General features: G+C 62.6%; 19 protein-coding genes. 8 read left to right on the top strand and 11 right to left on the bottom strand.

Annotated features, from left to right (window positions below; all coding sequences use genetic code 11):
* Window positions 1-85 precede the first annotated feature (85 nt).
* Entirely contained in the window at window positions 86-925 is an 840-nt protein-coding gene (locus ACPDZI_RS17935) for an isopenicillin N synthase family dioxygenase (RefSeq protein ID WP_438419869.1), read from the bottom strand.
* 208 nt (window positions 926-1,133) lie between these two features.
* On the opposite strand from ACPDZI_RS17935, the gene ACPDZI_RS17940 reads away from it, so the two are divergent.
* Complete coding sequence (locus ACPDZI_RS17940; RefSeq protein WP_024945813.1) at window positions 1,134-1,697, top strand: DUF2799 domain-containing protein; 564 nt, start codon at window positions 1,134-1,136, stop codon at window positions 1,695-1,697.
* A 60-nt stretch (window positions 1,698-1,757) separates the two neighbouring features.
* Here the strand turns inward: ACPDZI_RS17940 and ACPDZI_RS17945 are convergent, their stop codons facing one another.
* Together ACPDZI_RS17945 and ACPDZI_RS17950 are read right to left on the bottom strand one after the other, a co-directional pair.
* Window positions 1,758-2,579: a Cof-type HAD-IIB family hydrolase gene (locus ACPDZI_RS17945; protein WP_024945814.1), complete on the bottom strand. Its 822-nt coding sequence runs from the start codon at window positions 2,577-2,579 to the stop codon at window positions 1,758-1,760.
* Window positions 2,580-2,790: 211 nt separating this feature from the next.
* Entirely contained in the window at window positions 2,791-4,032 is a 1,242-nt protein-coding gene (locus ACPDZI_RS17950) for an MFS transporter (protein ID WP_024945815.1), read from the bottom strand.
* A gap of 166 nt (window positions 4,033-4,198) precedes the next feature.
* On the opposite strand from ACPDZI_RS17950, the gene ACPDZI_RS17955 reads away from it, so the two are divergent.
* Complete coding sequence (locus tag ACPDZI_RS17955) at window positions 4,199-4,819, top strand: helix-turn-helix transcriptional regulator (RefSeq protein ID WP_331413860.1); 621 nt, start codon at window positions 4,199-4,201, stop codon at window positions 4,817-4,819.
* Here the strand turns inward: ACPDZI_RS17955 and ACPDZI_RS17960 are convergent.
* Window positions 4,795-5,010 carry a hypothetical protein gene (locus tag ACPDZI_RS17960; RefSeq protein ID WP_123785047.1) on the bottom strand — a complete coding sequence of 72 codons (216 nt, stop codon included), beginning with the start codon at window positions 5,008-5,010 and terminating at the stop codon, window positions 4,795-4,797. The genes ACPDZI_RS17955 and ACPDZI_RS17960 overlap by 25 nt on opposite strands.
* A gap of 117 nt (window positions 5,011-5,127) precedes the next feature.
* On the opposite strand from ACPDZI_RS17960, the gene ACPDZI_RS17965 reads away from it, so the two are divergent.
* Window positions 5,128-5,604: an Lrp/AsnC family transcriptional regulator gene (locus ACPDZI_RS17965; RefSeq protein WP_005304871.1), complete on the top strand. Its 477-nt coding sequence runs from the start codon at window positions 5,128-5,130 to the stop codon at window positions 5,602-5,604.
* A 77-nt stretch (window positions 5,605-5,681) separates the two neighbouring features.
* On the opposite strand, the gene ACPDZI_RS17970 is transcribed toward ACPDZI_RS17965, so the two are convergent.
* The 3 genes from ACPDZI_RS17970 to ACPDZI_RS17980 all read right to left on the bottom strand — a co-directional run bounded on the left by ACPDZI_RS17970 (window position 5,682) and on the right by ACPDZI_RS17980 (window position 6,830).
* Window positions 5,682-5,999, bottom strand: a complete 318-nt coding sequence (locus ACPDZI_RS17970) for a hypothetical protein (protein ID WP_016351944.1) — start codon at window positions 5,997-5,999, stop codon at window positions 5,682-5,684.
* A 145-nt stretch (window positions 6,000-6,144) separates the two neighbouring features.
* Entirely contained in the window at window positions 6,145-6,372 is a 228-nt protein-coding gene (locus tag ACPDZI_RS17975) for a hypothetical protein (RefSeq protein WP_005304875.1), read from the bottom strand.
* 32 nt (window positions 6,373-6,404) lie between these two features.
* A complete protein-coding gene (locus ACPDZI_RS17980; RefSeq protein WP_202012063.1) occupies window positions 6,405-6,830 on the bottom strand; it encodes a MarR family winged helix-turn-helix transcriptional regulator in 426 nt (141 codons plus the stop codon).
* A 142-nt stretch (window positions 6,831-6,972) separates the two neighbouring features.
* Here ACPDZI_RS17980 and ACPDZI_RS17985 point away from each other — a divergent pair, with 142 nt between their 5' ends.
* From ACPDZI_RS17985 to chrA, 4 genes are all read left to right on the top strand, one after another.
* Window positions 6,973-7,419: an organic hydroperoxide resistance protein gene (locus ACPDZI_RS17985; RefSeq protein WP_162901797.1), complete on the top strand. Its 447-nt coding sequence runs from the start codon at window positions 6,973-6,975 to the stop codon at window positions 7,417-7,419.
* Window positions 7,420-7,501: 82 nt separating this feature from the next.
* The gene (locus ACPDZI_RS17990; protein ID WP_202012059.1) at window positions 7,502-8,506 is read left to right on the top strand and encodes an NADP-dependent oxidoreductase; all 1,005 of its coding nucleotides are present in this window, start codon (window positions 7,502-7,504) and stop codon (window positions 8,504-8,506) included.
* 109 nt (window positions 8,507-8,615) lie between these two features.
* Window positions 8,616-9,059 carry a nucleotide triphosphate diphosphatase NUDT15 gene (locus ACPDZI_RS17995; protein ID WP_168755451.1) on the top strand — a complete coding sequence of 148 codons (444 nt, stop codon included), beginning with the start codon at window positions 8,616-8,618 and terminating at the stop codon, window positions 9,057-9,059.
* 298 nt (window positions 9,060-9,357) lie between these two features.
* Window positions 9,358-10,509: a chromate efflux transporter gene (chrA, locus tag ACPDZI_RS18000; protein WP_207137348.1), complete on the top strand. Its 1,152-nt coding sequence runs from the start codon at window positions 9,358-9,360 to the stop codon at window positions 10,507-10,509.
* A gap of 80 nt (window positions 10,510-10,589) precedes the next feature.
* Here chrA and msrB read toward each other — a convergent pair whose 3' ends face one another.
* From msrB to malQ, 4 genes are all read right to left on the bottom strand, one after another.
* Window positions 10,590-10,982, bottom strand: coding sequence for a peptide-methionine (R)-S-oxide reductase MsrB (msrB, locus tag ACPDZI_RS18005; RefSeq protein ID WP_017411114.1), 393 nt, complete (start codon window positions 10,980-10,982; stop codon window positions 10,590-10,592).
* Window positions 10,983-11,038: 56 nt separating this feature from the next.
* Window positions 11,039-13,180, bottom strand: a complete 2,142-nt coding sequence (glgX, locus tag ACPDZI_RS18010) for a glycogen debranching protein GlgX (protein ID WP_268032162.1) — start codon at window positions 13,178-13,180, stop codon at window positions 11,039-11,041.
* Window positions 13,180-15,357, bottom strand: coding sequence for a 1,4-alpha-glucan branching protein GlgB (gene glgB, locus ACPDZI_RS18015; protein WP_323901331.1), 2,178 nt, complete (start codon window positions 15,355-15,357; stop codon window positions 13,180-13,182). The genes glgX and glgB overlap by 1 nt, the downstream gene beginning before the upstream one ends.
* An 82-nt stretch (window positions 15,358-15,439) precedes the next feature.
* Window positions 15,440-17,629 (bottom strand): 4-alpha-glucanotransferase, encoded by a 2,190-nt coding sequence (gene malQ / locus ACPDZI_RS18020; RefSeq protein ID WP_268032160.1) that lies wholly within the window; start codon window positions 17,627-17,629, stop codon window positions 15,440-15,442.
* 346 nt (window positions 17,630-17,975) lie between these two features.
* Between malQ and gap the strand changes: the two genes are divergently transcribed.
* Window positions 17,976-18,971, top strand: coding sequence for a type I glyceraldehyde-3-phosphate dehydrogenase (gene gap / locus ACPDZI_RS18025; RefSeq protein ID WP_011707358.1), 996 nt, complete (start codon window positions 17,976-17,978; stop codon window positions 18,969-18,971).
* Window positions 18,972-19,072: the final 101 nt, after the last annotated feature.

Raw genomic sequence — 19,072 nt, forward strand, 5'->3', positions numbered from 1 at the left:
TCTATTTGACGCGCAATCCTGCCAACAAATAAAAACCGGAGCAATTTTGCTCCGGTTTTACAGGGTGGTGAGCCAGGTTCGGGGACTAGATCACCCCCAGCTCCCGCAGCCGTTCCATCAGGTAGCTGTGGGCGGTGTGACGCTCGGAGAGCACCACGTCCGGGCGCGGATGGAGGAACAGCGGCAGGGAGATGCGAGACTTGCTGGCGCTGCCGCCGGTCGGGTTGATGACCCTGTGGGTGGTGGAGGGGTAGTAGCCGTGGGAGGCCTCCTGCAGCATGTCACCGATGTTGATGATGAGAGTGCCAAAATCGCACGGTACGTCCATCCACTCGCCGTCGGAACCCTTCACCTGCAGGCCCGGCTCGTTGGCGGCAGGCAGGATGGTCAGCAGGTTGATGTCTTCATGGGCGGCGGCGCGGATGGCACCCGGCTCCTCGGTGCCGTCGAACGGCGGGTAGTGCAGCACCCGCAGCAAGGTCTTCTGGCTCTCTTCGATCATGGAGGAGAGTGGGCAGCTGTAGTGGGCAGCGATGTCGTTCGGGGTATACTGCTCGACCCAACCCAGCAGCTCGGCCGCCAGGTTGTTGGCGAGACGGTAGTACTCCATCGCCTGCTCTTTCAGCTCCGCCGGCATCTGGCCCCAGGGATAGAGGTGGAAGTACTCCTTGATGTCCTTCTGGCTGTGGCCCTTGGCCACCTCGGACACCGACGGCGGGAAGTAGCCGTCCTGGGTCTCGCGATTGAACAGGAAATCCTGCTTCTGCTCGCTCATGAAGAAGCGGTACCAGTTGTCATAGATGGACTGCACCAGCTCTTTCGGGATGGGGTGATTGGTCAGTACCCCGAAGCCGGTGGTCCGCAGGGATTCGGTGAAGCGCTGCGCCGCATCGGGCGAGCGGTAATCGACGGTCAGGACTTTCATTATTTTTGTTACGCGCCAGTTAAAAGATGGCGCAGTTTACCCCGTGACCGACAACAAGGAAAGGGCGCGGGCCGCAACGCCGCCAGCCCGCGCAAATAGTGACAAACCGCTCAGAAAACGGCGCCGGCCAGCACCGTTTTTCATCCCTTGTCCTGCCCCGGCATCCTCTCTAGAATGCCCCCATCATTCCTCTCGGAGCCCGTCGTCCATGTCCCCCAAAATCCTGTTGCTGACCCTGCCTTTCCTGCTCGCCGGTTGCAGTTCGCTGTCGGAAGAAGAGTGCCGCACCATGAGCTGGTACAACCTGGGTTATCAGGATGGCGAACAGGGCAAGACCCGGGCCGCCACCCGCGACTACGTCTCGACCTGCGGCGAATACGGCCTCAAGGTGGACGAGGCGGAGTGGAAACGGGGTTATGCCAAGGGGCTGGAGCTCTACTGCATTCCAGAGCTCGCCTACAGCAAGGGCAAGTCCGGCGCCGAGTATCAAGGAGTCTGTCCCAACGATGCCAGCTTCCTGACCCAGTACGATCGCGGCCGCCAGGAGTACCTGGTGGAGAAACAGCTCAGCGACCTCAAGAGCGACATGGAGCGAACCGAGCGCGACATCGAGACGCTGGAGCGCCAGATCCGCAACGAGAACGACAGCAAGCAGCGCGACTACTACCGCGCCCAGCGCGAGCGCGCCATCCGTCACTACGAGGGGCTGCGCCGTGACTACAACCGGATCCGCTTCCCGGATCGGGTGATCAAGTTCTCCTTCGGGAACTGACAAACCAAAAAGGGGCCGACATGGCCCCTTTCTGTTTCTGTCCCTCTCTGTTTCTTCCCCTCAGGCGGGCAGGACCCAGCGCTGCAGCGCCAGTGCGATGCCATCTTCGTTGTGATCGGCGGTGACCCGATCTGCCAGCGCCTGGATCTGTGACGCCGCGTTGCCCATGGCCACCGCCAGCCCCACCTGCTCGAACATGCTGATGTCGTTGTTGTTGTCGCCAAACGCCACCACGTTCTCCATCGGGATCCCCTCGCTCGCCGCCCACTGGGCCAGCCGGTTGCCCTTGCTGCAGCCGGGTTGCACCAGCTCCACCGCATAGGGCGCCGCCCAGTCACGGGTAAAGGGCAGCTGTTCGACCACCTCTGCCATGAAGTGATGGAGCAGGGCGGGATCCTGGTTGAACAGCTCCAGCTTCCAGACTGGCCGGCTGAGCCAGCTCGCCAGATCCTCCGCCGGCAGCAGGGAGATCTTGAGATGATCCGGCTGGCTCGCCGACCAGTGGCGCATCCTGGTCACATGCTCCTCGCAGCCGAGGTAGCCGATCCCCTCATCAAGGTGGAACAGGGCCCCCATCTGGTGCGCCTGCACCTCCGCCAGCAGCCGGCTGAGGGGAGCCACCGCCAGCGGATCCCCGACCTGGATCTTCTCCTGCACCGGATCATAGAGGTAGGCGCCGTTACTGCAGATGATGGGGGTGTCGAGGGCCAGCTCGTGATGGAAAGGACGGGCCGTCATGAAGTGACGCCCCGTCACCAGCAGCACCTTGATGCCGTGGGCGCGGGCCTGGGCCAGCGCGGCCCGGGTGGCGGACGAGATCTTGTGATCCCGGGTCAGCAGGGTACCGTCCATATCCAACGCAATGGCCTGAAAACGACTCATATCACCTCCAACATGTCGAAACGAATGAATGCAGCGCCATACCAACCCGATTTCAACGCCATGGCCTGATAACGATTCACGCCATCGCCAAAGGCTGAGCATAACGGGAGCTATGGGCGATCGGGCAAACGAAGCAAAGAGCCATACCGTCCCAGAGTCGGCGCCACGATGCAAGTCCGGCCCGCCATCCCGTCGCCGAACTGTGATCCCGTCAGCCGGCTTCTATCTGGACGTCGAGCCGCTGCCGCCGATCCGCCGCCCGGCGCAGCCCATAAAAGCCGATGGCACAGAGCAGGCTGCACAACGCCGCCAGATAGAAGGGCCACTCGGTGCCCGCCAGCAGCACCAGACTGCCGACCACCACCGCCAGGATCTCGCTGCCCACCGCCAGCCCACGATAGAGCCCCATCGCCTGTCCCTGCTGCTCGGCATGGCTGCGATTGGAGACCGCCACCGAGGTCGCCAGCTCCCCCAGGCTCATGCCGATGCCGGTGGGAATAAAGGTGAGAGCCAGCCCCCACCAGTGGCCGGGCAGCACGAACATCAGCATACCTGCCGCCATCACCAGATGACCGGCCACCCCCAGACTGCTGCCGCGCCAATGGCGAGCCAGGCGGGAGCCCAGCCAGGATCCCAGGATCATGGGCACGCTCACCATTACGGCGGCCTGCGCCAGTTGCACCGGATCCCAGGCCAGCCGCTCCACCAGCCAGACATTGAAGTAGGTGAAGTAGAGCTGCACCGCACCGTAGCTGAGCAGGGTCAGCACGAAATAGGGCAGCAGCGCCGGTTGCAGCAGCAGCTGGCGAGAAGAGAGGGCCGGTGCCGGCTGCTCACTACGGGCCGCCGCCGGCCGATTGGGCAGCAGCCAGAGCACCAGCAGCAGGTTGACCAGGGTCATGGCCACCGCCAGCCAGGCCGCCAGGCTGTAATCACCGGACACCACGGCGGCATAACCGCCGATCATGGGGCCCACCACCCAGCCCAGGTTCATGCCGATGTTGATCCAGGCGAAGCTGCGCGCCTTGGTTTTGGCGGTGCTCATGTCGGCTGCCATGGCCTGCACGATGGCGATGTCACCGTTGAAGAAGCCCTCCACCACCCGGCTCAGCAACAGCAGCGGCAAGGATCGCCAGGCGATCCCCAGCGCCATCAGGGCATAGCCCACCAGCACGCCCACCAGACAGAGGGTCAGCACCGGCTTGCGGCCATGGCGATCGGAGAGCTTGCCAAGCCAGGGGGCTCCTACCAGCTGAAATAGCGGATAGAGCCCCATGATGACCCCCAGCCACACCTTGCGGCTCCAGTCCGACGCTTCCGGCGTCAGCATGCCCTGGGCCGGATCCAGCAACAGCGGCGCCAGCACCGGGGATGGCAGGCTGAAGCCCGCCACCGCCAGCGTCACCGTCATCACCAATACCCACAGGCTGGCCTGCCCCTTGATCCCTTCCATGTCTGCCCCATTAAATAAAGTTATTGGTTTATTTATGTTGGCGTTCAAACCAGATTAAGTAAAGTGAATTATTGATTTAAAAAATCCCCCTCCCCATAATGTTCTTATCCATGCCAGAACCGCTGCCGCGCAAGCGGCCGTACCTGCCGACGATGAGAGCCTTGCCATGAATGCCAGCACCGACAAGATACTGTTTCTGCTCAAGAGCCACGGTCCACAGAGCGCCGCCGAGCTGGGAGAGCAGTTGCAGATGACCTCCATGGGTGCCCGCCAGCACCTGATGACGCTGGAGGCCGACGGCTGGGTGAGTTTCAACGACGAGGCCCGCGGGCGCGGTCGACCGGTACGGTTGTGGCATCTGACCGAGCAGGCCTGGCAACGCTTCCCAGACAGCCACAGCGAACTGACGCTGCAGCTTATCGACAACATCCAGCAGCTGTTTGGCGAGGTGGGCATGGAGCGGTTGATCGCCCAGCGGGAGCAGCAACAGCTGGCCCGCTATCAGGCCGAGCTGACCCAGCCCGCACTGGCCGACAGGCTGGCGGCACTGACGGCGCAGCGCACGCGAGAGGGCTATATGGCGGATTTTCGCCAGGAGGAGGATGGCAGCTGGCTGCTGTGGGAGAGCCACTGCCCCATCTGCGCGGCGGCGCGGGCCTGTCGGGGCTTTTGTCGCAGCGAGCTGGAAATGTTTCGCCGCTTGCTGGCGCCGGCCGGGGTGGAGCGGGAGCAGTATCTGCTGAAGGGGGATCACCGCTGCCTCTATCGCATCAGGCCGCAGCCCTGATCCGCGAACGCCAGAAACAACAAAGCAGGCGCCGGGATGCCTGCTTTGTTGCCTTCGGGGAGGGGATGCTCTCGTTCCAGCCCGTCGTTGCCCGATAAGGTGAGACGGCTGATGGGGTTGTTGACCCGGTAAGGTCCTTCACCACAGAGACCGGGTTGGGTTTCTGTCTTGCCACCGGAAGATGTAACCATGGTATCCCTGCCGGCCCGGTGAGTGGTTGCGAAGTAGCATGTATTTTCAGTTGTTTTTGCAATAGTTCACCCTTAATCTAGGAAAAGTGAATTAGTAATTGCAACGAGGAACGGAGAATGCTGAAACTTGATCGCATAGACAGGCATATTCTGGAGTTGATGCAGGAGAATGGCCGCATCAGCAACCTGGAGCTGGCCGAGCTGGTCGGGCTCTCCCCCTCCCCCTGCTCCCGCCGGGTCAAGGCGCTGGAGGATGCCGGTCTCATCGACACCCACGTCACCCTGCTCAACGCCCGCCAACTGGGGCTGACCCTCACCGCCTACATTCACATCTCCATGGACCGGCACACCCCGGAGCGGTTCGAAAATTTTGACCGCGCCATCAGTGAGCTGCCCGAAGTGCTCGAGTGTGACCTCATCACCGGCAACGACGCCGACTACCAGCTCAAGGTGGTGGTGCGGGACATGGAACACTACCAGCACTTCCTGCTGGACAAGCTGACCCATATCCCGGGGGTGACCGGGGTGCGCTCCAGCTTCGTGCTGCGCCGGATCAAGCACAAAACGGCGCTGCCGCTCAACCATCTGGGCTGATCGGCGAGCCAGACCGGATATAAAGAAGAGGAGGCCACTGGCCTCCTCTTCTTTTATCTTCAGTCAGCTACCTGCACTCAGACCGCTACCTGGCTGACATCCTGCACCTGCAACAGCCAGCCGGCCTGTTCCTGCTGGGGCTCGCCGCTGACCCGCAGCCGCTCGCCGGTCGGCACCCACTGCCCCTCGGGCAGGGAGACCAGCAGGCTCTCGCTGCCGTTGTCGAACAGCCAGCGATCTTCACCCAGCGACTCTATCAGATAACCTTCCATCTCCACTCTGGACTCGGCTTGCCAGGATGGCGCAACGGAATCACGGCTCTCGATGAAATCCCCCTGAACACCAAAACTGGCCAGCCCCCACAGAATGGAGAGCCCAACCAACGATGATTGCATCTCGTCTCTCCTCTTTTGGAACTGTAGGGCCAGTATGGGAAGAGAAAACTGAGCGCACCATGAACAAGATGGCAAAGTGCCGACGGGATCGCGAAAAAAACCGGCCAGTCGGCCGGTTGTGTCATTTTATGGCGCCTGGATCACACTATTTGGCGGCTTCCTCTGCCATCCGTGCGGCTCTTGGCTTATTCGTCCACATGGCAACACCGCGATGATCCGCGCAGATCCCCTCCTCCACCACAGCCCGCACCCGGGTACCGTCCTTGCAGATAGCCTGCCAGGCATCGGCATCATCGATGGCCATCGATGGAGAGTGGGAACTGGTGCTGCAGGCACCCAGCAACAGGGCAAACAGGGGCAACAAGATTCTCATGGAGGGCTCCTCAGACGGATGGTCGGTCGAACTCAGCGCCCCAGCTGGGCCGAGATGCGATCGCAGAGCTGCTTGAGCTGGGCCAGTTCAGCATCGGCCAGATCCACCTGATTGCGCAAGTTGTCCGCCAGACAGCATCCCCTCACCTCCTGCTGCAGCTGACGCCCCGCCTCGGTCAGGCCGATGCATTTTTGCCGCTCATCCTCGCTGGAGACGGTGCGGGTCAACCAGCCCTTGCTCTCCAGCCGCTTGACGATGGGGGTCAGGGTGCCCGCATCCAGCCCGGTCTCCTGACCGATCTCCTTGAGGCTGACCTCGTCCCGCGCCCAAAGCGACAGCATCACCAGATACTGGGTGTAGGTGAGATCCAGCTTGTCCAGCAGCGGCCGATAGGCCCGCATCACCGCGTTGGAGGCGCTGTAGAGGGCAAAACAGACCTGCTTTTTCAATTCACTCATGGGGCACCTCGCTGACGACTGGGGCCAGTATACCCCAGGAAAATCGGGGGTCGAATAATTTGCACACAAAATAGTTGTCAACCCGTATTTTCGGGATTAGTCTGGATTTACTTTGCACACAAACAAAATCAGAGACCCCGACATGAAGACGCTCTATCGCACTCAAGCCATCGCCCAGGCCGGCCGCAACGGTGAGGTTCACACTCTGGACAACAGCCTGCAGCTGGCACTGGCCCTGCCGACCGCCCTCGGCGGCAACGGCAAGGGCAACAACCCGGAGCAGCTGCTGGCCGCCGGTTATGCCGCCTGCTTCTCCAATGCGCTGATCCACGTGGCCCACAAACTCGGCGCGCCCCTCTCCACTGCTCCCGTCACCGCCGGGGTCGAATTGCTGGCGCTGGACGATGGCCGCTTCAACTTCGCCATCACGCTGGACGTAGCGCTCGCCGCGACCCAACCTGAACAGGCGGCGCAGGCCGAGCAGATAGTGCGGCTAGCCCACCAAACCTGCCCCTTCTCCAACGCCATGCGGGGCAATGTGGTCACCCGGCTGCTGCTCAACGGCGCCCCGCTGGATGAAACGGCGTGAACCCGTTCAACCTCAATCCCTTGGAAATAGCCATGCTGGCGACTCGCAGGTTGCCAACCCCTCTCACCCTGGAGAAAAAACCATGAATCAGTCCAGCCATCAGATCCAGCTGCTGCGTCGCCCGGTCGGCCTGCCCAGTCTGGCCGATTTCACCCTGACCGAAGTGACCCTGCCCGATCTGCAAGAAGGAGAGGTGCAGGTCGCCAACCAGTGGCTGTCGGTGGACCCCTACATGCGCGGTCGCATGAGCGAAGCCAAGAGCTATGTGCCCCCCTTCCCCCTCAACGGCCCCCTCGATGGCGGCGCCATCGGCGTGGTGGAAGCCTCCAGTCACCCGAACTTCGCGGTGGGCGACCGGGTGAGCAGCATGCTGGGCTGGCGCGATCGCTTCGTCGCCAATGGCGCCCAGCTGACCAGACTGCCCGACACCCGCTTGCCACCCCAGCTCTTTCTCGGCGCCCTCGGCATGCCGGGCATGACCGCCTGGACCGGGCTCAACCGCATCGCCAAACTGCAGGCCGGGGAAACCGTGCTGGTGTCGGCCGCCTCCGGCGCCGTCGGCACCATGGCAGTCCAGCTCGCCAAACGGGCGGGTGCCCGTGTCATCGGCTCCACCGGGTCGGCCGACAAGGTGGCCTACCTCAAGAGCCTGGGGGCCGACGAGGTGATCAACTACCGGGCAACCCCGGACCTCGATGCCGAGCTGGCCCGGCTGGCGCCGGAGGGGATCCACGTCTACTTCGAGAACGTGGGGGGGGCCATGCTGGACGCCGCCCTCAACCACATGGTGGTACACGGTCGCATCGTGATGTGCGGCCTCATCGAGCAGTACAACGGCCAGAGCGAGGCGAGCGGCCCGCGCAACCTCTCCCAGGTGATCCGCAAGCGCATCCTGATGCAGGGGCTGCTGGTTTCCGATCACTGGCAGCACTACGGGGAGTTCCTGGCCGAGGCCATACCGGCCTTCGAGGCGGGCGCCCTGCAGACCGAAGAGACCGTCTATCAGGGGCTCGCCAGCATGCCGCAGGCCTTCATCGGGCTGTTCGAGGGGCGCAACACCGGCAAGATGCTGGTCAAGCTGGCGTGATCCGCAGCACTGGCACCTGACACCGCAGACTGCTTGCATGACGGGCCCATTCGCCCTAAGGTGGGCCCGTTTTTCATGGTATGTCTCGTCTTTGCAAGGAGCCCTTCTTATGTCTACCTCCTATCCCCGCGTCGGTGTCGGCGTAATCCTCACCAACCGCCAGGGCCAGGTGCTGCTTGGCAAGCGCAAGGGCAGCCACGCCCCCTACTGGTCCATCGCCGGCGGCCATCTGGAGCTGGGAGAGACGTTCGAATCGGCAGCCATCCGGGAGGTGGCCGAGGAGACCGGTTTTCAGATCAGCAATCCCAGCGTCATCGCCGTCACCAACAACCTGGAGACCTGGCGTGAGAGCGGCCTGCACTATGTCTCGGTCACCCTGCTGGCCGAGGTAGAGGGAGAGCCCCAGCTGCTGGAGCCGGAGAAGTGCGAAGGCTGGGTCTGGTGCGACCCGCGCAATCTGCCCGAGCCCCACTTCGATGCCAGCCGCCAGTCCATCGCCTGCTGGCTGGCTGGCCGTTGCTATCTGCCGACGCCAAACCAGCCCACCCCATAGACCATCGCCTGCTGGTTGGCGAATCGTTGCTACCTGCCGACTTCGAGCCAGCCGGCCCCATAAGCCATCGCCTGCTGGCTGGCGAATCGTTGCTACCTGCCGACCTCGAGCCAGTCGGCCCCATAAGCCATGGCCTGCTGGCCGTTGCTATCTGCCATAACCAGGTCAGCCGATGGAATGATCATGGCCTGCGGCTGGCAAGGCGCGGCTACCTGCCAGCAGCCCCCTGATTTGTCATAAAAAAGTCACCGCTTTGTCATATCATCGGGGTCGACGATGACAACGAGGGAGCGATGAGGTGGGACAGGTATTTATGCAATTTCTGTGGCTGGGCTGCATCAGTTTTGGCGGGCCGGCCGCTCACATAGGCTACTTCCAGCGCACCTTCGTCGAGCGGCTGGGCTGGCTGACCCAGGCCGAATTTGCCCAGTTGTTGGCCCTCTGCCAGCTGCTGCCGGGCCCCGCCTCCAGCCAGCTCGGCTTTGCCATCGGCCGCCAGCGGGCCGGGTTCGCTGGGGCGCTGGCCGCCTTCGCCGGCTTTACCCTGCCCTCCTTCCTGCTGTTGCTGGCCGCCGCCATCGGTCTGGGCCAGCTCGGCAACAACATCTGGCTCGATGCCGCCCTGCACGGTCTCAAGCTGCTGGCGCTGGTGGTGGTCGCCGATGCGGTGCTCACCATGAGCCGCCAGTTCTGCAAGACGACGCGCAATCAGGGGATCATGGTCGCCACTGCGGCCGCCCTCTGGTGGCAGCCCGGCCTGCTCACCCAGCTCTTCATGCTGGCGGGCGCCGCCCTGCTCTGTGCCCGCGTCGGCACGCCGCAAACTACGGACCCACAGCCCTCACCCGCTCAGTCCATGCCTGTGCATCAACCCCACTGGCCCACCCTGCTGCTGTTTGCCCTGCTGTTTGTCGGCCTGTCACTGCTGGGGGGCCCCGTCGGCCAGCTGGTCGCCGACTTCTACCGGGCCGGCAGCCTGGTGTTTGGCGGTGGTCACGTGGTATTGCCGCTGCTGGCCGAGAGCGTGGGCCACACCCTCAGCGAGCAGCAGTTTCTGACCGGCTACAGCCTGGCCCAGCTGGTGCCCGGCCCCATGTTTACCCTGGCGACCTATCTCGGCGCCCAGTTGCTGCCGGCCACCCCGGTGGGCGGCGCCCTGCTGGCGACGCTGGCGCTATTTCTGCCCGGCTTTTTGCTGCTGTGGGCCATGGGCCCCTGCTGGCAGAGCTGGCTGGCCCGCCCTCGCCTCGCCGGCGCAGTGGCCGGCATCAACGCCGCCGTGGTGGGTCTGCTGTTGGCGGCGCTCTATCAGCCGGTCTGGCAGAGCGCCGTGCTGGCCCCCACCGATCTGGCGTTGGCCGCCATCGGCTTCTATCTGCTGCGGGGACTCAAGCTGCCCATTCTGGCGCTGGCCACCCTGCTGGTGGTCGCCACCCTGCTGCTGGCCTGATAGGCCCTGGCTGCGGCCACAAAGAAACGGCCCCCTGCCAATGTAGGGGGCCGTTTTTGCATGCATGCCGGGCGCCAGACTCAGGGCTCGGGATCGAAATCCAGACTCAGGCTGTTGACGCAGTAGCGCTGACCGGTTTCGGTCGGCCCGTCCGGGAAGACGTGGCCGAGATGAGAGCCGCACTGACTGCAGGTGATCTCCACCCGTTTCATGCCGTGGCTGCCATCCTCGGTGTAGGTCACGGTCCCCTCGATGGCCCGATCGAACGAGGGCCAGCCGCAGCCCGAGTCAAACTTGGCATCCGAGTGGAACAGCACCTGCTTGCAGCAGACGCACAGGTAGTCTCCGCTTTTGCGGTTGTGGAGCAGGGCGCCGCTGTAGGGACGCTCCGTGCCCTTCTCCCAGCAGACGTGATACTGCTCGGCGCTCAACTGCCGGCGCCACTGCTCGGGGTTGGGGGTGTTGCCGCTCATACTGACTCCTTGCCGTGAATATCGGTGCCCAGCATACCCAGTCAGGGCGCCGCGCTCTACCCCGCCAGCGGGAACTGTGATCCGCTTGGCAACACGACGGCAACATCCGGGGTGGCGACCACTCCCTCCTCGGCCAGCGCCACCGCACTCAGGGCGACCCTCTCCAGCAGCTTGAGGGAGTGGGCCCGGCCCACCGCCACCTGCCGCTTGATGTCGTCGGGCAGGAACGGCAACCCGTCGTTGGTGGCGGTATCGATGGTCTGGATCCACTCCAGCCCCTCCCCGGGCGGCGGCAGACGGAACTGGATGTCGTAGTCGCTGGCGTTGAACAGCACGTACCAACGCTCCCCGCCGCAGTCGATCATGCCGATGTCCATGGCGAACGCCTGCCCCATAGGGGCGTGCCAGTCCTGATCGGTAAGCTGATGGCCGTCCGGGTGATACCAGTTGACCTGGTGGCAACTGCTGGGGGCGCCGTTCCAGCTGTCGTCGCTCAGCTGCAGGTTGGAGAAGACGGTGGACTCCGCCCGTAGCGCCAGCATCTGCTGGGTGAAGGCGAGCAGCCGCTCATCCTCCGGCCGCCACTGCCAGTTGACCCAGCTGATCTGGTTGTCCTGGCAATAGGCGTTGTTGTTGCCGAGCTGGCTGCGGCCCATCTCGTCGCCGGCGAGGAAGTGCGGGGTGCCTTGCGACAGCAGCAGGGTGGCAATCAGGTTGCGCTTCTGCTGCTGGCGCAGGTTGTTGACCCGCGGATCCAGGGTCGGCCCTTCCACCCCGTGGTTATTGGAGAGGTTGTTGCCGTGGCCGTCCCGGTTGTCCTCGCCGTTGGCCTGGTTGTGGCGCTGGTTGTAAGAGACCAGATCCTCTAGGGTGAAGCCGTCGTGATAGCAGAGGTAGTTGACGCTGGTATGGGGGGAGCGCCAGTTCTTCGGGAACAGATCCCGCGAGCCGACCAGCCGGGTGGCAAAGTCCCCCATCTTGCCCGCATCGCCGCGCCAGAAGGCGCGCACCGTGTCGCGGTAGCGGTCGTTGATCTCCAGCCACTGGCTCGGGAACTGGCCGAGGCGGTAGCCAAACGGGCCGATATCCCAGGGCTCGGCGATGAGCTTGACCCGTGCCAGCACCGGGTCTGCCATCATGGCCTTGAAGAAGGCCCCCATGGGGTCGAACTCGCCCGCCTCGCGGGCCAGGGTGACCGCCAGATCGAAGCGAAAGCCATCCACCTGCATCTCGGTAACCCAGTAGCGCAGGGCGTCGAGCACCAGTCGCAGGCTGTTGGGGTGATCCAGATTGACGCTGTTACCGCAGCCGGTGACGTTGGCGTGACGGGTGTAATCTGGGCCGTGGGAGCCCGCCTCGAAGGCGTAGTAACCGGCGTTGTCAAAGCCCTTGAAGGAGAGCATGGGGCCGTCGAAGCCCGACTCCGCGGTGTGGTTGTAGACCACATCCAGGATCACCTCGAGCCCGGCCTTGTGCAGCTCGCGCACCATGGTCTTGAACTCGGCCACCGCCTCTTGCGCCGCATAGCGCGGCTCGGGGGCGAAGAAGGCGATGGGGTTGTAGCCCCAGTAGTTGGTCAGCCCCAACTGCTCGAGCCTGGGCTCGGACATGAAGGCCGCCACCGGCATCAACTGCACCGAGGTGATGCCGAGGGATTTGAGATGCTCGATGATGAGCGGGTGGCAGATGCCCAGATAGGTGCCGCGCAGCTCGCTCGGCACCCCCTGATGCTGGCGGGTGAAGCCCTTGACGTGGGTTTCATAGATGACGGTGCGAGCCGGCTCGATGGCTGGCTTGCCCACTCCCTGCCAGTCGAAGGCATCATCCACCACCACGGATTTGGCCACCATGGCCGCACTGTCCCCCTGATAGAGGGCGTCATCCCAGTGGGTCGGGCGACTGAGCGCCTTGGCGTAGGGATCGATCAGCAGCTTGTCAGGGTCGAACAGCATCCCATCCTGCGACGTGCCATGCACCCGGTAGCCGTAACGCTGACCGGCCTTGACCCCGCGCACATGGCCGAAGCGATACTGACCGCGCCGACCGGGCAGCTCGAGGCGGGCCAGCTCCCGCTCCTGCTCGTCGAACAGGCAGAGCTCCACCTTGTCCGATTGCGGCGCCCAGACGCAGAAGTGACAACCCGTCTCGTCGAGCAGGGCCCCCAGTGGATGGTCCTGCCCCTTTTCCATTACGAACATCAAGACTCCTGTTTGATGAACAAGGTCGCGAGCGGCGGCAGATCCAGCACTATGCTGTGCGCCATCCCCTGCCAGGGGGTCGGCTCGGCGACAAAGACCAGACCCACATCATAGTTGCTGCCCCAGTAATGCTCGCTGTCGGTGTTGAGCACCACCCGGTAGTGGCCGGCCGCCGGTACCCCGAGCCGGTAGGCAAGCCGCGGCACCGGCGTGAAGTTGCAGGCCACCACCAGCGGGTTGGCCCCCTGCTTGTCGGCCCGCAGCCAGGCAAAGATGCTGTTGTCGGCGTCGTTGTGATCCAGCCAGCGGAAGCCGTTTTGCTCATAATCCGCCTGATACAAGGCAGGTTCATGACGGTAGAGGTGGTTGAGATCGTGGATCAGCCGCTGCTGGCCACCATGCTTGGGATACTGCAGCAGGTGCCAGGGCAGTTGGGCATCGTGATTCCACTCGTTGCTCTGGGCGATCTCGGTGCCCATGAAGTTGAGCTTCTTGCCGGGGTGGGCATACATGAAGCCCATGTAGGCGCGCAGGTTGGCCGCCTGCTGCCACTCGTCCCCCGGCATCTTGTAGAGCATGGAGTGCTTGCCGTGCACCACTTCGTCGTGGGAGAGCGACAAAATGAAGTTCTCGTCATAGTGGTACACCATGGAGAAGGTCATGTCGTTGTGGTGGTAGCGACGGTGAATGGGCTCTTTCTGCATGTAGGTGAGGGTGTCGTGCATCCAGCCCATATTCCACTTGAAGCCAAAACCCAGGCCGCCCAGGAAAGTGGGACGGGAGACCCCGGCAAAAGCGGTGGACTCCTCGGCGATGGTCATGGCGTGGGGGTACTTGCCGTACACCTCCTCGTTGGTCCACTTCAGCAGGCTGATCGCCTCGTAGTTGTGGTTGCCGCCATCGACGTTGGGCACCCACTCGCCGGCGTTGCGGGAATAGTCCAGATAGAGCATGGAGGCGACCGCATCCACCCGCAGGCCATCGACGTGGAACTTGTCGAGCCAGAACAGGGCGCTGGCCACCAGGAACTGGCGCACCGTATTGCGGCCGAAGTCATAGATGTAGGAGTTCCAGTCCGGGTGCCAGCCGCGGCGCGGATCCTCGTACTCATAGAGCGGAGTGCCGTCGAAGCGGGCCAGCCCGTGGGCATCGGACGGGAAGTGGGCGGGCACCCAATCCAGAATCACGCCAATGCCGGCCTGGTGGCACTGATCGACGAAGTACTTGAAATCATCAGCCGTGCCGTAGCGACTGGTGGGCGAGAACATGCCCACTGGCTGGTAGCCCCAGGAGCCGCTGAACGGGTGCTCGGAGACCGGCAGCAACTCGATGTGGGTGTACTCCATCCCCTTGACGTAATCCACCAGCTCCACCGCCAGTTCGCGCCAGCTCAGGCTGTCACCGTTGGGGTGACGCTTCCAGGAGCCCACGTGCAGCTCGTAGATGGAGAGCGGCTGCTCGCGTTTGTCGTTGAGCTGGCTCTCGCGCCAGGCGGCATCCTGCCACTGGTACTGGTCGTGGTCATAGACCACGGAGGCGAACGAGGGGTACTGCTCGCAATAGAAACCGACCGGGTCGCTCTTGTGCGGCAGCCGGTTGCCGGCCGGGTCTTTCAGTTCGAACTTGTAGCGATCCCCGGCCTTGAGGCCCGGCACGAACAGCACCCAGTGGCCGCACTGGCTGCGCTGCATCGGGTGGCGACGGCCATCCCAGAAGTTGAAATCGCCGATGAGGCTCACCGCAGTGGCGCTCGGCGCATAGACCGCAAAGCGCACCCCTTCCACTTGCTGATCCAGATGCACCACGGTGCGCAGCTGGGCACCGAGCGTGTGGTAGAGGTTTTCCGGCTGGTAGGTAAGTTCCGCCAACCCGGCCCAACCCGCATCCTGGAACTGGTAGGGATCGATGACCTCGACGCTGGCATCTGGGTAGTCGGCAAGCAACTGATAGGGGAAGGGATTTTTACGGCGGGTGAAAACAGTTTCAAAGAGGCCCGAATCATCGGTGGGCGCCAGGGTGGCAACAATCTTGCCCGACTTGAGATCCCTGACCCGTACGGCCTGGGCATCGGGTAACCAGACGGTCAGCTTGAGGCCGGGCCCATCCGGATTGGCCTGCAGGCCTAAGTGGGAGAAGGGATCGGAACAGCGGGCTGCAACCAAACGTTCAACGAGCATCGAGATTTCCTTTCATAGCTGAGCATCCGCTCCGGCCTGGGCCGAAGCGGATGTAAGTGAGTCACGTTTTGTCGGCAGTGGCTCAACGACTGGCCTCGTCACGGGCCTGGCTCATCTTGCCTGCCAGCGCCTTGAGCGCCTCATTGGCAAAAATATCCTCCAGATCGGTAGACAGCTTGCGGCGCCAGTTCGGGTACTCGTAACTGGTGCCCGGCACGTTGACCGGCTTGTCCATCTCCAGCCAATCCTCCAGCTGGGTGCTGAACAGGGCGCAGCTACCGCGAGACATGTGCAGTTGCAGACCGTGGTTGAGCTCGGTGTTCATGCCGACCCAGTTCACGTCGTGGCTGATGTTGCCGGAGATCACCCCGTGGCCGTGCAGGCTGTCGAGGATCCGCTGTTTGGCCTGGTGGCGATCAGCATACAGGGTCTTGAGTACGTCTTCATCCGGATACAAGCCCAGCTCGCGCCCCAGCGCCAGATCGTCGCAATGCCAGAAACCCTTGAGGGTCGGCATGTCGTGGGTGGTCAGCGCCGACATCGCCTGCTCGGCGTAGTGAGCCGGAGAGATGAAGCCGCCATCGGCCTTGGAGCGCTCGAAGAAGAACACCTTGTAGGAGTGGACGCCGTTCTCTTTGAGGGTCACGTCGATCCCCTCCGGCACGGTACCCAGATCCTCGCCGATCAGCAGACACTGATTGCGGTGGGACTCGAGGGCCAGGATGCCGAGCAGGTCGTTGACCGGGTAATAGATGTAGGCGCCCTTGGCGGCAGACTCTCCGGGCGGCACCCACCACAGGCGCAGCAAGGCCATTACGTGGTCGATGCGCAGCGCGCCGCAGGAGCGCATGTTGGCACGGAACAGATCCACCATCGGCTGGTAGGCCGCCTCGAACAGCTGGTTCGGGTTCATGGGGGGCAGACCCCAGTTCTGGCCAAGCGGACCCAGAATATCGGGCGGCGCACCGACCGAGGCTTTCGGGCAGTAGAGATCCCGGTTGGCCCAGATCTCGGTGGAGCCTTCGGAGACACCCACCGCCAGATCGCGGTAGATCCCCATCACCATGCCGGCCGCCTTGGCACGGGCGTCGGCCCGGGCCAGCTGCTCGTCAGCCAGGAACTGCAGATAGAGGTAGAAATTCACATCCTGGCTGTGCTCGGCCATCCAGGCCGCCACTTCGGGATTGTGGTAATCACGGAACGGCTCCGGCCACACCGGCCAGCCCCAGGCATTCTCGCCTTTGGCGTAGAAGTGGGCCTGCAGGGCATCGAAGGCGGCCTGTTGCTGCAGGCTGTCGCCGCCGGCGGCAACGAAGGCATCAAAGGCGGCCTGACGCTCGGCGCCGAGGCTGGCCTGGTCGAACACCTGACGCAGCATGCCGAGTTTGGTCTCGATGACGCCGGTGTAATCCACGTTGCCCTTGGCGCGCAGCTCGCTCAGGTGCTGCTGGAAGGCGGGGTTCGCCACCTCGGCCTTGAGCCGGGCATTGGCCAGAAATTCGGGCACCGCTTCCACATCGATGTAGGCCACGTTGAGCCAGCGCCGGGACGAGGGGCTGTAGGGGCTGGCGCTCTCCGGGTTGGCCGGATACAGGGCATGAATCGGGTTGAGACCGACGAAGTGAGCACCCCAGGCGGCCATCTTCTCGACCAGCTGGCCCAGATCGCTGAAATCGCCGATGCCCCAGTTGTGGCGGCTGCGCAGGCAGTAGAGCTGCACGCTCGGGCCCCACACCTTGCGGCCATTGGCGATGGGAGGCTGCTTGTAACACGCCTTGGGCGCGACGATGAGGCGCATGCTGGCGAGCGGCTCGTCATTGCCCTCCTCCAGCAGGATCAGATCGTGATAACCCAGCTCGGGCTGCACAGCCAGGGCCACGCGATAGGCCTGGCACTCCATCTCTTCGAATTCGGCCACGCCGACCAGCTCGCCGTCGATGGGGGTGAGCTGACCGGACAACACACCACCTTGCTCCAGCTTGAGTTGCCAGCTGAGGGCGTCGTTGACGAATTCGATGGGCAGACGGACTTCGAGGGTAATGGGCTCGCCGCTGCGAACCACCATCACGGGATCCAGCGCACGCAGCCAGTGCTGGCGGTGCTCCTGCTCAAGCTGCTCGGTCAGGGCGGCCTCGTCATCGACGCGGTAACCCATGGCGCCCAGCATGGCGGCCTTGCTCTCTTCGGATACCTGAGCCGGGTGGCCCCAGGCATCAACATACTCGCTGGCGATACCTTTGGCGGCAGCCAGCTGTTCAATCAGGGTGGTCATAGTTTGAGAATTCCCGCTGTGGATTCTATCTATACTATTTTGATTAATTTTTATGGGTGGTACTTGAACAGTGGCTCTATGGGCCATGCTAAACCGCGCACATTTTTACACATCTGCCTGGCTGGTTGTGTGACCGAGCAGGCACTATTGTTGATAACCGCACCGCCAGGAGATAGATAGTTATTTCGACAAAAGCTGGTAGTCAGTTACATAAACAGAAAATAAATTTCACAGTTTTTCATGATATAGCGCAATTTCAGACAGATTGTTGGTTGACTCACGGGGGAGTTCTAGTAAATTTACAAACGGAATTTTCTTTGACTACTGAACAGTTAGGTAACCAATTATGACTATCAAAGTAGGTATTAACGGTTTTGGCCGCATCGGCCGTTTCGTCTTCCGTCTGGCCGCTGAGCGTTCTGACATCGAAGTGGTTGGTATCAACGATCTGATCGACGTTGACTACATGGCCTACATGCTGAAGTACGACTCCACTCACGGCCGCTTCAAGGGCACCGTTGAAGTCAAAGACGGCAACCTGGTTGTCAACGGCAAAACCGTACGTGTTACCGCTGAGCGTGACCCGGCCAACCTGAAATGGGGCGAAATCGGTGTTGACGTTGTTGCCGAAGCTACCGGTCTGTTCCTGACCGACGAGACTGCTCGCAAGCACATCGCTGCCGGCGCCAAGAAAGTCGTTCTGACCGGTCCGTCCAAAGACGCTACCCCGATGTTCGTAATGGGCGTTAACGACGCTACCTATGCTGGCCAGGACATCGTTTCCAACGCTTCCTGCACCACCAACTGCCTGGCACCGATCGCCAAGGTTCTGAACGATACCTTCGGTATCGAGTCCGGCCTGATGACCACCGTTCACGCTACCACTGCTACCCAGAAGACCGTTGATGGTCCGTCTGCCAAAGACTGGCGCGGTGGCCGCGGTGCGGCTCAGAACATCATCCCGTCCTCTACCGGTGCTGCCAAGGCTGTTGGCGTGGTTATCCCGGAACTGAAAGGCCTGCTGACCGGTATGGCTTTCCGCGTTCCGACTCCGGACGTGTCTGTTGTTGACCTGACCGTCAACCTGAAGAAAGCTGCCACCTACGCAGAAATCTGCGAAGCGATGAAAGCTGCTTCCGAAGGCGCCATGAAGGGCGTTCTGGGCTACACCGAAGACGAAGTGGTTTCTACCGACTTCCTGGGTGAGCGTCAGACCTCCGTATTCGACGCCAAGGCTGGTATCCAGCTGAACGACAAATTCGTTAAAGTTGTATCCTGGTACGACAACGAAATGGGCTACTCCAGCAAAGTTCTGGACCTGATCGCTCACATCTCCAAGTAATTTGGGATACGCAATCAAGTAGCTTGAAAAAGGCGGCCAATGGCCGCCTTTTTGTATTCTGGACCGGGATTTTTCCAACCCTCTCTTCTGAATGTGCGCGA

The organism is Aeromonas oralensis, from assembly GCF_049665575.1.
In the GTDB taxonomy this organism is placed as follows: domain Bacteria; phylum Pseudomonadota; class Gammaproteobacteria; order Enterobacterales; family Aeromonadaceae; genus Aeromonas; species Aeromonas hydrophila.

Excerpts from the sequence above, each read along its gene's own strand:
- ACPDZI_RS17935 (WP_438419869.1), bottom strand. The coding sequence starts at position 925 with ATGAAAGTCCTGACCGTCGATTACCGCTCGCCCGATGCGGCGCAGCGC.
- ACPDZI_RS17940 (WP_024945813.1), top strand. The coding sequence starts at position 1,134 with ATGTCCCCCAAAATCCTGTTGCTGACCCTGCCTTTCCTGCTCGCCGGT.
- ACPDZI_RS17945 (WP_024945814.1), bottom strand. The coding sequence starts at position 2,579 with ATGAGTCGTTTTCAGGCCATTGCGTTGGATATGGACGGTACCCTGCTG.
- ACPDZI_RS17950 (WP_024945815.1), bottom strand. The coding sequence starts at position 4,032 with ATGGAAGGGATCAAGGGGCAGGCCAGCCTGTGGGTATTGGTGATGACG.
- ACPDZI_RS17955 (WP_331413860.1), top strand. The coding sequence starts at position 4,199 with ATGAATGCCAGCACCGACAAGATACTGTTTCTGCTCAAGAGCCACGGT.
- ACPDZI_RS17960 (WP_123785047.1), bottom strand. The coding sequence starts at position 5,010 with ATGGTTACATCTTCCGGTGGCAAGACAGAAACCCAACCCGGTCTCTGT.
- ACPDZI_RS17965 (WP_005304871.1), top strand. The coding sequence starts at position 5,128 with ATGCTGAAACTTGATCGCATAGACAGGCATATTCTGGAGTTGATGCAG.
- ACPDZI_RS17970 (WP_016351944.1), bottom strand. The coding sequence starts at position 5,999 with ATGCAATCATCGTTGGTTGGGCTCTCCATTCTGTGGGGGCTGGCCAGT.
- ACPDZI_RS17975 (WP_005304875.1), bottom strand. The coding sequence starts at position 6,372 with ATGAGAATCTTGTTGCCCCTGTTTGCCCTGTTGCTGGGTGCCTGCAGC.
- ACPDZI_RS17980 (WP_202012063.1), bottom strand. The coding sequence starts at position 6,830 with ATGAGTGAATTGAAAAAGCAGGTCTGTTTTGCCCTCTACAGCGCCTCC.
- ACPDZI_RS17985 (WP_162901797.1), top strand. The coding sequence starts at position 6,973 with ATGAAGACGCTCTATCGCACTCAAGCCATCGCCCAGGCCGGCCGCAAC.
- ACPDZI_RS17990 (WP_202012059.1), top strand. The coding sequence starts at position 7,502 with ATGAATCAGTCCAGCCATCAGATCCAGCTGCTGCGTCGCCCGGTCGGC.
- ACPDZI_RS17995 (WP_168755451.1), top strand. The coding sequence starts at position 8,616 with ATGTCTACCTCCTATCCCCGCGTCGGTGTCGGCGTAATCCTCACCAAC.
- msrB (WP_017411114.1), bottom strand. The coding sequence starts at position 10,982 with ATGAGCGGCAACACCCCCAACCCCGAGCAGTGGCGCCGGCAGTTGAGC.
- glgX (WP_268032162.1), bottom strand. The coding sequence starts at position 13,180 with ATGTTCGTAATGGAAAAGGGGCAGGACCATCCACTGGGGGCCCTGCTC.
- glgB (WP_323901331.1), bottom strand. The coding sequence starts at position 15,357 with ATGCTCGTTGAACGTTTGGTTGCAGCCCGCTGTTCCGATCCCTTCTCC.
- malQ (WP_268032160.1), bottom strand. The coding sequence starts at position 17,629 with ATGACCACCCTGATTGAACAGCTGGCTGCCGCCAAAGGTATCGCCAGC.
- gap (WP_011707358.1), top strand. The coding sequence starts at position 17,976 with ATGACTATCAAAGTAGGTATTAACGGTTTTGGCCGCATCGGCCGTTTC.